The 12,991-nt window shown below is 63.9% G+C and carries 12 protein-coding genes; 6 read left to right on the forward strand and 6 right to left on the reverse strand.

Translation table 11 applies throughout. The features are described 5' to 3' along the window. Positions 1 to 20: 20 nt before the first annotated feature. Entirely contained in the window at positions 21 to 560 is a 540-nt protein-coding gene (locus ACF07D_RS04110; RefSeq protein WP_255808351.1) for a hypothetical protein, read from the forward strand. A 228-nt stretch (positions 561 to 788) separates the two neighbouring features. Here ACF07D_RS04110 and ACF07D_RS04115 read toward each other — a convergent pair whose 3' ends face one another. The 5 genes from ACF07D_RS04115 to ACF07D_RS04135 form a co-directional block, all read right to left on the reverse strand. Further along, on the reverse strand, positions 789 to 1,190 hold the full coding sequence (locus ACF07D_RS04115) for a DUF4259 domain-containing protein (protein ID WP_162921365.1): 402 nt from the start codon (positions 1,188 to 1,190) through the stop codon (positions 789 to 791). Positions 1,191 to 1,292: 102 nt separating this feature from the next. Continuing rightward, entirely contained in the window at positions 1,293 to 2,405 is a 1,113-nt protein-coding gene (locus tag ACF07D_RS04120; protein WP_255808352.1) for an asparaginase, read from the reverse strand. Beyond that, positions 2,402 to 3,772, reverse strand: coding sequence for an MmgE/PrpD family protein (locus ACF07D_RS04125; RefSeq protein ID WP_391504000.1), 1,371 nt, complete (start codon positions 3,770 to 3,772; stop codon positions 2,402 to 2,404). Before ACF07D_RS04125 ends, ACF07D_RS04120 begins: the two co-directional genes overlap by 4 nt. After that, complete coding sequence (locus ACF07D_RS04130; protein ID WP_119284918.1) at positions 3,769 to 4,971, reverse strand: M20 family metallopeptidase; 1,203 nt, start codon at positions 4,969 to 4,971, stop codon at positions 3,769 to 3,771. Before ACF07D_RS04130 ends, ACF07D_RS04125 begins: the two co-directional genes overlap by 4 nt. Further along, positions 4,968 to 6,257 (reverse strand): MFS transporter, encoded by a 1,290-nt coding sequence (locus ACF07D_RS04135; RefSeq protein ID WP_162921367.1) that lies wholly within the window; start codon positions 6,255 to 6,257, stop codon positions 4,968 to 4,970. Before ACF07D_RS04135 ends, ACF07D_RS04130 begins: the two co-directional genes overlap by 4 nt. Before the next feature lie 114 nt (positions 6,258 to 6,371). Between ACF07D_RS04135 and ACF07D_RS04140 the strand changes: the two genes are divergently transcribed. Further along, the gene (locus ACF07D_RS04140; protein ID WP_391504001.1) at positions 6,372 to 7,397 is read left to right on the forward strand and encodes an Lrp/AsnC family transcriptional regulator; all 1,026 of its coding nucleotides are present in this window, start codon (positions 6,372 to 6,374) and stop codon (positions 7,395 to 7,397) included. Between the two features lie 97 nt (positions 7,398 to 7,494). Here ACF07D_RS04140 and ACF07D_RS04145 read toward each other — a convergent pair whose 3' ends face one another. Further along, entirely contained in the window at positions 7,495 to 9,177 is a 1,683-nt protein-coding gene (locus tag ACF07D_RS04145; protein ID WP_391504002.1) for a hypothetical protein, read from the reverse strand. An 86-nt stretch (positions 9,178 to 9,263) separates the two neighbouring features. Here ACF07D_RS04145 and ACF07D_RS04150 point away from each other — a divergent pair, with 86 nt between their 5' ends. From ACF07D_RS04150 to ACF07D_RS04165, 4 genes are all read left to right on the forward strand, one after another. Further along, the gene (locus tag ACF07D_RS04150) at positions 9,264 to 9,833 is read left to right on the forward strand and encodes a helix-turn-helix domain-containing protein (RefSeq protein WP_255808353.1); all 570 of its coding nucleotides are present in this window, start codon (positions 9,264 to 9,266) and stop codon (positions 9,831 to 9,833) included. 129 nt (positions 9,834 to 9,962) lie between these two features. Further along, positions 9,963 to 10,754: an ATP-binding cassette domain-containing protein gene (locus ACF07D_RS04155; RefSeq protein ID WP_391504003.1), complete on the forward strand. Its 792-nt coding sequence runs from the start codon at positions 9,963 to 9,965 to the stop codon at positions 10,752 to 10,754. Then, positions 10,751 to 11,830, forward strand: coding sequence for an ABC transporter permease (locus ACF07D_RS04160; protein WP_119284925.1), 1,080 nt, complete (start codon positions 10,751 to 10,753; stop codon positions 11,828 to 11,830). The genes ACF07D_RS04155 and ACF07D_RS04160 overlap by 4 nt, the downstream gene beginning before the upstream one ends. A gap of 117 nt (positions 11,831 to 11,947) precedes the next feature. Further along, positions 11,948 to 12,955, forward strand: a complete 1,008-nt coding sequence (locus tag ACF07D_RS04165) for an ABC transporter substrate-binding protein (protein ID WP_391504004.1) — start codon at positions 11,948 to 11,950, stop codon at positions 12,953 to 12,955. Positions 12,956 to 12,991 lie beyond the last annotated feature (36 nt).

The raw sequence follows: 12,991 nt of genomic DNA on the forward strand, positions 1-12,991 counted from the left end.
AGGTGCCTACACTTAGCTTCGTGAGTGAGCTCGTCGAAACAGTGGTGCAGGCCGTCCGCGAGGCAGGCGCGAAACTGCGCGATTCAGGGGTGGCGCCGGAGGCGCTCGCGGTCTTCGTCCCCGAGCGGCGAAAACTTCTCATCCGGCGAAAGCCGACGATGCTGCCGCTCGGGCACGTCTGGCGGCTCGGAACGTTGATGATCGGTGCCGACGAGGGCGCCCCTCCAGCGCTCTATGTCGTCGGCAAGGCGACGCGATCGGCTCCGAGACTGCATCCTGGCAACCAGTCGATATCGCGCGAGGAGCGCCGAGATGTCGCGGCGGCAGCGCTGAACGGCGGGTACGCCGAGGGCACCCCTGTGAACTACGACGCTGTACAGATCAATCTCGCAGAGACGGCCCTGACCGCACTTGCACCGGAGCTCCCGCTCGGCCTCGTCGACGGCCAGCTTCGGGTGCGGTGGCGTGCAGGCGCTCCGCTCGACGGCGCGCAGACGTTTGAGGCGTACCTGAGGGAGCGCTCAGACCTGCTCGCCAATCCTCCGCAGGGCGCGAGCTAAGCGAGCCCGAGCCGCGGCCCGGTGAGCCCCTGGGATCTGCTGCCGATTCACCGGTCTTTGGTCCTGCTGCCACGCAAAGACCCTGGGATCTGCTGCCGATTCACGAGTTCTTGGTCCTGGTGCCACGCAAAGACCTTGGGATCTGCAGTACATCTGCCGGGAGCGACGAACTTTGGCAGAGATACTGCCGATCACATACAGAACGAGCGAAACTCAGCGCGACGAGGGCTACTCCTCGTCCTCCTCGTCATCATCGTCCTCCTCCTCGTCCTCCTCGTCGTCCTCACCAGCAAGCCTGGCTTCGAGTGCGGCAATCTCGGCCTGAACGGCCTCCAAAACGCCGGGTTCGTCTTCCCATAGCTCGAGAAACTCAGAGTCGGGCTCGGCCATCTCGGTGAGCAGTTCGATGGCGCGTTCGAGGTGATTGTCCAGCCGCTCAAGGTCGCCTGGCCACACCGTGCTGTGCCCAAGCACGGTGAGCAGATAGCCGGCAGCGCGAATCCGGTCGAAGTCATCGTCGTATTTCAGCGCCTGGTCAATATGGGCGTCGATATCGATGCCCTGAAACACCTCAGCAAACCAATCTGCTGCGCCGTCGTTGTGCCACGGTGCGCTTCCCCAAGCTCCCATAGGTTCCCCCCTTCCTTCCCCCGGATTCTCCGAGTGTCGCACCATTCTGGCGCATTGGGTGCGCCTGCCGCGACAGCCAGGCGGTGAACTCTCCGCGAAACTTCAAGGACTACTGGGGAGCGCAGCACCCGCACCCGCTGAGGACTCCCCTCGCCCGCGAGGCTCGGCTGGCTTCGCGAGCCGGTGTATCGTCTCAACGATACCCGGCTGCGACTTCCCACCGATCAGCGCAAGGATTAGCAGCAGCCGCGCCTTCGTGGGAGCGAGGTCGCCGATCGCGATCTCCCAGCCCAGCTTCGCGACGGCGCTCCCCGCTCCGGTTCGCGAGACGCATACGACAGGAAGCCCGTTACGAGCGGCCTCACCCGCTGCACCCGCCAGGTCGTTCGAAATCGCTCCGAATCCCATGCCGGCGATGACAAGCCCACGCACGCCGGCGTCAACATAAGCGGCAACGGCCTCGCCGCCTCCACCCGGATACGAGACGAGGATCTCGACCCTCGGAAGTTCTTCCCCATCAGCACGGTGCGTCAGATCAACAAGCGGCTCTGCTGGGTTCCCGGGCGGGCGGACGACGTGGCGGTGCAGCACCACGGAACCGCCGAAGACGTATCCGATGGGGCCTGCGGAGGGGCTCTCGAACGGATCGGGAAGGGTCGAGTGACGTTTCACCACGTCGCGTGCGGCATGCAGCAGGTCGCCGAACACGACGACAACTCCCTGTCCGGCAGTCACACCGCTCGCGGCGACCCTGACCGCGGAAAGCAGGTTCGCTGGACCGTCTGTCCCGTGCACGAGGCGAGTCGGCGGCGTTGGTCGTTCAGGATCGCGAACTGCAAACGGCCGCATCGACCCCGTGACGATGACGGGGCGGTCCGCGGGGACAGTGAGGTCGAGCCAGTACGCGATCTCCTCGAGCGCGTCACTTCCGCTCGTCACCACGACGGCGTCGGCAGTCGCGAGGGCGTCGTTGACGGCTTCCGAAACTCGAACAAGGTCTGCGACGCTGAGCGCGCTCGATCCGCTCGCGAGCACCTGCTCGCCGTCGAGCTCGGCAACGCTCAGCAGCTCCGGGCGAAGGTACTCGAGCAACTCATCGACATGGAAGCCGGGGGCGCCATAGTTGATGAAGTCGTCTGGCGCGAGTGTGGAACTCGCAATGGTCCCACCGAGCCCGACGACAGCCACGTGCGGCAGCTTGGTTTCACGCGTCATCCGTTCGCCTCGTCTTTCGTTTCGTTTGCTGCAAGCAGCACCCGGTCAATTGCATCGATGTTAGGCGACTCCGCAAGCCGCAGAATCGCGTCGTAGTGCGAGTCGTCGAGTCCCGTCAGCGCGGAGAACTTACGACGTTTCTCCCATGGCGCGAACGGCTCGCTCACCGCCCCTCGGGCTACCTCGCGCTGGCGGTCGAGCTTTCGCCCGTCCGCAAGCGTCACCTCCACCCGGTGTGGGGTTCGACCCTGGTCGAGCATGATGCGCTCGGCCTCCTCCGACCATGTCCGAACCGAAATTTTGTCGAGCAGTGGATGGCTACGCCGCTCGCGCACCACCTCCTGTTCGAAGTCTGTCATCGAGACCGTGCCGCCCTCGAGCGCCGCGGTCAGGGCGTACTGCATTGAAAACTTCGCCTGAGTCGGGTTCTCGGGGTGTGTGTACGGCAAGTTTGCGGCGTTGGGGCGCAGCACCGTCACGACGATCTCAGCGACGTCTGCGGCAGCGAAGCTGTGCTCGCGGATCAGGTCGAGCACCGCGTCAATCGCCAGGTGGGTTGATCCACAGCACGGATAGAGTTTCGGAAATAGGCCAGGCTGCTCGATCGCGTGCACCGCAGACGTGTCAACGGGCTCCGTCGGCCAGTCAGCCAGCGGCGCCCCGTACAGGGCGGCGAACCCGCGCTCCCCCTCTAGGATGCCTGAGCGACCGGCTACCCCCGCCTCCGCGAAGAGTGCCGCCTCAACCGAGCTGCGCGCGGCGAAGCCTGCGTGAACAGGCTTCACTGGCGTACCGAACTGCAGTTTCAGACCGCTCGCCGTACTTACCGCGACACTCATCGCCGCGGCGGTCCGGCGGGCGTCGAGCTCGAGCAGATGCGAGACGGCTGCGGCTCCCCCGATCGGCCCGATTGTGGACGTCGCGTGCCACCCAGCGGTGTAGTGCTTCGCGGCGAGTTCACGCCCGATCTCGCGCTGCACCTGCAGACCAACGAGGTAGGCGTCAAGGAGCCCCGCACCGTCTGCCCCCGCAATGCGTGCTGCGGCAAGCAGCGCAGGAACGAGCACGGCACTCGCGTGGGTTGCGGCCCCAATGAAGTTGTCGTCGAGGTCGAGTGCGTGCGCCGCCGTGCCGTTAATCAGTGCTGCGGCTCCCGGGGAGCGAAGCTTGCCGTCGACACACATCGCAGACTCACGCGGATCCGGTTGTGATGCGGCGGCGAGCGCGCCCCGGGTCGACACGTCAGCTGCCCCGGCGATCATGCAGGCAAGCGTGTCGGCAAACGCGTCTGTCGCCGCACTCCGTCGCGCGTCGGTGACTTCAGGGCTTGACGTGACCCACTGGGCAATGCGTCCAAGCGCGGTCACTCCTGAGCCTCCGCAGACGCTCCGTGCGTGCGCCATCCCCTGGCGAGCCAGCCCTCGGCAAGCGCCGCGAGCGCGGCGGCCTGGTCGTCGAGAACTGCGTCGTCGAACACGACGCGAGGCGAGTGGTTCGGCGCCGCCGTCGCCGGGTCGACGCCGTCTGGGGACGCCCCGAGCATGAATATCGTGCTCGGCACAAGTTCTGCCACGTACGCGAAGTCCTCGGAGCCCATGACCGGTTGTGGCAGCTCGGCGATTCGGTTGTCGCCGAGGAGCCCAGCGAGCTCCAACATGGCCCAGTCTGTCGCAGCCTTGTCGTTGACAGTCACCGGGTAGTCGACGTTCAGCACTACCTCAGCGGTCATGCCGTGTGCGCGAGCCAGCCCCTCAAGCTCCTCGACGAGATCGGATCCTACGCGCGAGAGGGTCTGCGCCGAGAAGTTCCGGACAGTCGCCGCGAGCTCAACGCTTTCGGGAATAACGTTCAGCGCCTCACCCCCGCGGATCACCGTCGGCGTGATGATCGCCGGGTCGAACGGGTCGAGCCTTCGCGCTGTGAACGACTGCATCAGGCCAACAGCCTCAGCTGCAACCGGAATCGGGTTTCGCGCGGTGTGCGGCTGGGAGCCGTGGCCTCCTCTACCGACGATCCTCACTCGCAGTTCGTTGCTCCCCGCGAGCGTGGGGCCCGAGCGGGTGAGGAACATCCCGCGCTGCCCCGGGCTCACATGTACGGCAAACGCCGCCCCCACCCGGGATCCGGCGGCGTCGAGCACGCCCTCGGAAAGCATGATCCGCGCGCCTCCGAGCCGCTCCTCACCCGGCTGAAACATGAAGACGACGTCGCCGTCGAGTTCACCGCGTCGCGCCGCAAGCTGCCGCGCCGCGCCGACAAGTCCAGCCATATGCAAGTCGTGTCCGCAGGCGTGCATTGCACCCGCCCGCTCCGACGCGTAGTCGAGCCCGCCAGGCTCCGGCACTGGCAGCGCGTCCATGTCAGCGCGGAGCAGCACCGCCCGCCCAGTCGGTCGGCCGCGAAGCACTCCAACGATTGAGCTCAGGTTCTCGGAGAACGTCAGCTCGATGCCCAGCGGGGTGAGCTCTCGCTCAATCCGCTCGCGAGTGTCTGGGAGATGCAGACCAACCTCAGGATGCCTGTGGAGGTCTCGCCTGAGTTCCTGCAGAGTTACAGCGGAGGTCACTGACGCGCCTCCTCACCGACGAGCTTGGTTCGCTGCGCGAACGCGTCAACCGACTGGGGCGCGAGGATCGCCATCACGATGGCGAGCACCGCACCAACGCCGAGGAAGAGGAATGCCGACGTGTAGCCGTAACTGTCGAGCAGGATACCCATCGCGAGGGGAGCGACAATTCCAGCGAGCTGCCCGCCGAAGTTCACTATCGAAAATGCGCTGCCCGAGAGCTGCGTTGAGAGGGCTTTGAGCGGCACCGAGACGACGGGCACGTTGCAGAGGCCACACCCGAATATCGCGATGCATTCGAAGATGATAAACATCGTGAGCGACTCAGATGTCGCCATGAGGATGATCGCGACGAGGCTCACTGCCATCGCTGGGGCGACGATCTTCGCGCTCGCGCCACCGAGTTTGTCAGTGAGCCGACCACCAACGTAGATGCCGATCGCGATGCACAGCGCGGGCAGCGCGAGCAGCAGACTCGAACCGCCGACCTCGATGCCACGCACCTGTTGGAGGTACGAGGGCATCCACGTGACGACGCCCCACGTAATCAGGTTGCTGCCGAAGAACATGGCGGCGAAGATCATCATCGTCGGGTTGCGCACGAGCGCGCGCACCTGGCGCCACTGTTCTGCGCGTGCCGCGGCGCTTTCGGCTGACGGCTTCGGCACGTCGATCTTGAGCTTCGGAAGCAGGAACAGCATGAAGAAGCTGAGCACGCCAAGCCCCGCCATCGCGATGAACGTTCCTCGCCACCCAAGCAGCACGACAACGGGCGGGATCACTAGGTAGCCAACGAGCGAGCCGATACCGTTGGATGCCGAGACGATTCCCTGCGCAGTCATTCGTTGGCCTGGCGTCGTGCGCTCGGCCAGGATCTTTGCCGCTGCGCTTGGGAACGGCGCCTGCGCGGCGCCGAACAGCACACGGATTGTGAACAGCACGCCGAAGCTGCTGACGAGACCGGACAGCGCGGTAAACGCCGACCACGTGAGCATCGCGATGCCCGCGATCGGTCGTCCCCCGAAGCGATCGGTGAGCATGCCTCCCGGCACCTGCGCGAAAGCGTAGGCAAAGAAGAACCCGGAAGCGAGAAGGCCGAGCTGCGTGTTGTTCAGCTCGAGGTCCGCTCCGATGAGTGGCAGCACAATGGTGATGACAAGGCGGTCGATGTAGTCAACGATCCAGGCGGCGAAGAGGATCGCGACCGTGAATTTCACGGAGCGCGGCAGCGGTGCACGCTTCTCCTTCACCGCCGCTGTTGTGCGTTCAGCTGTGTCCCCTGACATGTTTTCTCCTTCGAAAATGTTGCGGTTCCCGCACGAGGGTGATGAGCAGAACACAGCATAGAAACCGCTCGACGACATGGCGCGCATCGCAGGATTTATGCATATTATGGTGCAATGACGCCAGAAAACTCTCTTGACGATCTGGATCTGCGTCTTATTCACGCCGTCAAACTCGCGCCGCGCGCAGCCTGGAGTGCGCTGGCACCGGTTATCGGGGTCGACGCTGCAACGCTCGCGCGGCGCTGGGCGAAGCTCACCGAGCGTGGCCAGGTCTACGTGACGGGCTACGGTACCCTCGGCACGCCGTTCACGGTCGCCGTGGCTGAGGTGCAGTGCACACCAGGGCGCGCGCACGAAGTCGCGCGCCAACTCGCGCAGGATCGTGAGGCGCTCACGATCAACCTCACCGCTGGCGCTCGCGACATTCTCGTGACAGTGGCAGTACCGGACCTCGAGGCTCTCTCGACATACGTACTGCGCGACATGGGCGGGCTCGGCGACGCGACCTCTGTACGCACGACGGTGGTGACCTCAATGATGACCGACGCGCGCCCATGGACCCCGCGAGCCCTCTCACCCGCAGAGCAGGCCCAGGTTGCCGCGTTGCAGCCCGCGCCCCCGACGAACGCGAGGCGCCAACCGCTCGACGTGGAGCGCGCTGTCATCGCGGAGCTGAACCACGACGGCAGGGCGGCGGTCGCGTCGATCGCGCGGCGCACCGGGCTCAGCCAGAAGCGGGTTCATGACGCAATCGCAGGGCTGCACAGTGCCGGCCTGCTGTCTGTCAGAGTTGACGTCGCTCGCACTCTGACGGCCTGGCCGCACTATGTCTGGTGCTCCTTCCGCGTCCCGGCGGAGCGCGCTAGTGCGATCGCAGAAGCACTCACCAAGGTCGAGGAGGTGCGCTCCGTGCTCCTCACGCTCGGAGAGAGCAACATCATGATCTCTGCATGGTTGCGCACTCTTGCCGATTCCCAGCGGTTCGAAGTGATGGTGTCGACCCGGATCCCGGATCTTGTCGTGCTCGACCGCTCACTCGTCATCGGGTCCGTGAAACACTACGGCCACATTCTCACTGGCACGGGCTTTGCGACGGGAGAGACGATCGCCCACCGCCTTCCTGAGCCGCTGGAAACTTGAGAAGCGGAACGAAGCGCTTGAGTTGGGCGGGGTGCAATGGGCCCGGTACGGCGTTTGGTCGCCGGCCGGGCCCATACTGGCGCCCATTACACAGCGTCTACTGCCCCATGTACAGGCGCTGGCTCGCCCTGTCAGCGAGCCAGGTCCACCGACGAATGGCCTCGCCGGCGACACCGCGCGCCGCGTCGAGCGCCTCGTCGCGAATCAACCGCAGCCGTTCCACAGGAAGCACCTGGTTTGCATCTAGCTCAGTCATCCTTGACACAAACGTCTCGGCCTCGGCTTCGCCGCCAAGGCGAGGGGCCACGTCTCCCCTCATAAAGTCTGCCCACGTGAGGGTTGGGTCAAACCCAAACCGCCCGAAGGCGAGATAGCTCAGCTCGGCTGACACATGGTAAGGCGAGGGCTCACCCCAGACTGTAAGCCCCTGCATACCAACCTCGGCTGACTTCTTGGCGAGGTCTGCAAACACCGGAGCGTTAAACGCGTATCGCTCGGTGCGCTCATCACCGTTCCACTGGCAGGCGAACTGGCTGCGGATCACATTCTGCTGGGTTGGTAGGTCGCGCACATGCTGCTCAGTGAGCTCGCCCCGCGCTCGTTCCCAATAGGCACGGTTAAATGTGTGCTGATAGATCCCACCATCAGGCAAGGTCTCGAGCGGTGCATGCGCGGCAGGGTCGAGCAGATTGTCCCACTGCAGCTCGCAGTACAACCAGAGATCGTCACCTCGCGAGCGAGCCGCATCAAACAGCCTTGGGAAATTGTCGGCCATATCCGCGTGCGACCAGAACTCAGCGTCGTTGTCGCGGCGGCTCGCCGCTTCACGTTCGCCCCGTCGGCTGACACACCGCGGGCAGCCGCAGACGCCGTAGTCGCCGCCCTCAATATTGATCCCCCCGGGCTCGACGGCCTCAACGAGCCATTCAAGCGCGTCAGCCATCCATTGGATGTTCGCTGGCTCAGACGGACAAGCGGTCCGGGTGTAGTCGCTCTGCGGAAAGTTCAGTGGGAAACTGAGGTCAGCTAGCTGGAACCCCACTCCTCGTTCCATATCCGCTGCCATCCCGGGGTTGTCTCGCAGATACGTCGCGAGGTTGTAGCGATGGTCACCCTCCCAATACACGCCGCCGTATGCCCCGATCGCGACTCCTGGCAGGATCCGCACCCCACGCTCACGCGCGTAGCGGGTCAGCTCCTTGGCCGCGTCAACTCCCCCATGCGAGTCACGGAAGAACCCGTAGATCACAATCGCGGCGATCTGGTGGCGACTGCAGAAGTCAACCATTCTCTTGTAGTCCTGCAAGAAGCCCCCCGGGGGCTTACCGTATGGGTTGAAGACGCCGATTTCCTGGTGCCCCACCTGGCTGAGTTCCCAGTTCGTCGAGTGGTCCCACGTCCAGAACGTACGGTAAGCGAGCTTGGGCGTGCGCTCAACAACGACCGCGGGCACGCTGATTCCTGTGGGCTCGACCGTGGCGATGCGCTGCACGAGTTCCTCGACGCCATAGATCACACCTGAGTACGGGCCGCCCGTCACTCGAATGATTGGCGCGCTGCCCGCATGTTCAACGTCAACGCGCAGCGACCCTTCAGGCATGTCGGCACGTTCCGACAGCACCACGAGAGGCATCGTGTCTGGGACGGCGGCAAGATCGGGCGCCTGGTGCCAGTCGAGGTCAGGCCATTCTTCGGCCAGACGTCGCGCCGCGTGTGGGTGTACATCACCCCCGTGAACTGCGATTCTTCCGCTCAGCGTGGCAAGACGGTGCTGTGACATCGTTCAACTTCTCCTCGTACTGTGTGTGCGTCATTGCGTCGATCGGTAGAGCGAACGATTGATGGTTATGTACCATAATGCACATTATGAAAGAAAGCCAGCAGTCATCCCCCCTCGCCGCAAACCTCCGAAAGTGGCGGGAGCGACGCGGGATGAGCGCATCCGCACTCGCGCGCGAAGCGGGCATCTCGAAGTCAACAATCTCGGAGCTCGAGCGGGGAAACGGCAACCCGTCACTAGACACCCTCTGGTCAATCGCCAAAACCCTCAATGTTTCCCTCGGCAGCCTCCTCGCCGACCCCGGCTCCATTGGCGACTCCGAGATTCGTCGCCTAGCAGACGCTCCCGTCATCGCTCGTGATGGCGACGACTTCGTTGCACAGCTGATGTCTGGCTGGCACGGCGATGGTGAGGTCGAGTTATCTGTCGTCTCGCTCGCACCGAACGCCCTCCGCAGCTCACGCGGCAACGCCGCCGGGGTGATCGAGCGGGTGCTCTGCGCAAACGGTCTCGTGGAAGTCGGGCCAGATGGAGCGGGCCACCTTCTCGAGCCGGGCGACATGCTCACATTCAGGGCAGACCAGCCCCACTTCTACCGCGCCAGAGAGGCTGGCGGTCAGCTATTTGTCGTCCAGCAGTACCCCGCCGGGAACTAACCAAACAGCACGTTTGGAAACTTTCTAGAAGGGCTTGCGCAGCCAAAGGGCGTCCAATATAGTGATGATCGTTCGGTAGAGCGAACGATTGAACTCTCACTAAACTTCCTGTTGTCATTGGAGACACAAATGGATGCGGAACCCACCCCAACGACGAGGCAGCCGCAGGCGCCCGTCATCGAAACCCGCGGGATCACGAAAAGCTTCGGCCACGTCCGAGCGCTTCAGGGAGCCTCGCTACAGGCCTATGCAGGAGAAGTCCTCGCGCTCATCGGCGACAACGGAGCTGGCAAGTCCACGCTCTCGAACGTCATTGCCGGAGTGCATGCTCCCGACGAAGGCGAGATCATCCTCAACGGAAAAGAGATCTCAGTCACGTCGGTCCGTGGGGCACGCGAGGTAGGAATCGAGATCGTGTATCAAGATCTCGCACAGGCACCCGACCTCACCGTCGTTCAGAACTTCTTCTTTGGCCGCGAACTCCTGAAACCAGGCCTCGGCCGCCTCATTGGCCACGTCGATGAGGCAGCGATGCGCGATCGCACCAAAGAGGCAATGAGCCTCCTCGGAGCACGTGTACCCTCGTTAACTGCGCCCGTGAGCGCACTCTCCGGTGGACAGCGTCAGGCCATCGCCGTCGCCCGCGCAGTCATGTGGGCCAAAGCAGCAATCCTCATGGACGAGCCGACAGCCGCACTCGGCCCGAAGCAAACGGCAATGGTCTATGACGCGGTGCGCGCAGCCGCAGACCGCGACCTCGCGGTCATTCTCGTGTCGCACGACATCCCGAAGATGCTCGAGTTCGCCGACAGGATCGCCATTATGCGGCACGGCCGCGTCGTCGCGCAGATGCCAACCGCGGGCCTCGAACTCGTCGACGTTCTCACAACCATGCTGTCAGCCAAGGAGGAAGCCGCGTGAACCAGTCAACTGCCGTGCGCACACCGAGCACTGAATCGGTCACCACGCCCCCAACGTTCGACAGCAGCGAACCAAGCGCGGCACGACGCCTCTTCACCTCGACAGCCTTCCTCATCGCGGTCGTTGTCGTCGCGCTGATCCTGCTCTTCGGGGTTCTCTCACCCAACGGCGTCTTTCTCGGCCCCGCGAACTTCCGAAACCTCGCCCTCGACTCCGCTCAGCTGATCCTCCTTGCCGTCGGCATGACCTTCCTCGTGGGAGCGGGCGAGCTCGACCTTTCGATCGGCGCGAACGTCATCCTCTCCTCGGTAGTCGCAGCGAAAGTCATCACCTGGCTTGGGGGTTCCCCCGAGGCAGTGCTGGCCGGTGAATACACGAACGCCCTCTTCGCGATTCTCGCGGGCGTCGCGGCAGCGATCGGCACAGGCCTACTCTTCGGCTTCATCAACGCGCTGCTCGTGAACGTACTTCGCGTGAACTCGTTCATCGTGACTCTCGCCATGATGAGCGTCGGAAGTGGCCTGGCGTACATCGTCACGAATGGCGTCAACGTGAGCTCCTTGCCCCGCGAGATGCAGAAGGGTTTCGGGTCCGCAGACTTTTTCGGCATCATCCCCATCCCCGCATTGCTCGCGCTCCTCATCGGCGCGCTCGCATGGTACACAATGACCAAACTGCGCTTCGGCACTCACACGCTGGGGATGGGCTCGTCGCTTCGCGCGGCTGAACGGGCGGGAGTGAACGTGCGCCGCCAGCGCATCAAACTGTTCCTCATTATGGGCGGAATCTGTGGCCTTGTCGGCTTCATCGATATCGCAAGATTTCTCACCACCAACATTCAGGGCCACCAGGGCGATGCCCTCGCCGCCATTGCCGCGGTCGTTATCGGCGGCACGAGCCTGTTCGGTGGCCGCGCCTCCGTACCAGGTTCCATGATCGCCGCGATCATCCCTGCAGTACTGATCAACGGCCTCGTCATTCTGCGGGTCGGCTCGTTCTACCAACTCGTCGTCACCGGCGCGATCCTGCTCATCGCTGTTGGGATCGATCAGCGTCGCCGCGCACAACAGAAATAGAAACGTCCCGAGGCGCGGGGCTGGCAAGCCATCTCCCCGCTCGTTTGGCACCCCCAAAGTAGTACCCGCAGAAACCCTGCACCCTCACTCATCACACACTGATCCAATGGAGGAACCGTGTCTAGATTTACACGCCGATTCGGCACAACTGGCGCCGTTGCTGGAGCTGCGGCACTCGCTCTGATTCTGAGCTCCTGCTCCTCAACTCCCTCAGAGGGCGATGACGCCCCCGCGGGCGATGAACCGACAATCGCGTTCGTCGCCGCGCAAATGACCGCGACGTACTTCCAGGTCATGCAGTGCGGCGCAAAGGCCGCCGCAGATGAAAATGGCGTCAAGCTCGATTGGCAGGGCGACCCGAACTGGGATCTGAAGACCCAGACCCCGCTGATTAACGCGGCAGTTCAAACGAAACCAGCAGGTCTCGTACTCGTCCCGACCGATCCGGTAGGCCTGATCGAGACCGTTGAGAACATCTCCGCGGACGACATTCCCGTGCTCACAGTCGACGGCAGCCTCGACGAGCCTGTGGAATTGCAGAACATCCGCACCGATAACCTCAGCGCTGGAGCTCTCGCAGCAGATGCACTCGCAAAAGCAGTGGGCGGAAAGGGAACCGTGCTCGTCATCGCATCATTCCCTGGCGTCGCCGCTAATGCCGAGCGTGTCGACGGCTTCACCGAGCGCATGGCAGCGGAATACCCAGACATCACCGTGCTGCCGACCGAGTACTCCGATGCAGACCAGAGCAAAGCCGCGCAGAAGGCCGCCGCTGCAATCGCCAATCCTGATCTGAAGGGTATCTACACGACGCTCGCGCCTGCGTCGGCCGGCGCCTCGGCGGCGATCCAGGCCGCGAACAAGACTGGCGAGGTCAAGCTTGTGGCGTACGACGCTGATCCCGCACAGGTCGCCGACCTCAAGGCGGGAGTGTACGACGCGTTGGTAGCGCAGGATCCCTACGGCCTCGGCTACGACTCGGTCGACAGGCTCGCGAAGATCGCGAAGGGCGAGCTGGATCCGTCGTCGCTTGAGTACCAGGAGTACGTCAGCGCGTTCATCATCGACCGCGACAACGCTGACACCGAAGAGGCGCAGCGCTTTATCTACAAGCCGAGCTGCTAGCTTGCCTGTCCGGCGCCGCCAGTCGGCGCCGGACAG

It is taken from the genome of Leucobacter sp. NPDC015123 (assembly GCF_043080205.1).
Classification (GTDB): Bacteria; Actinomycetota; Actinomycetes; order Actinomycetales; family Microbacteriaceae; genus Leucobacter; species Leucobacter aridicollis_A.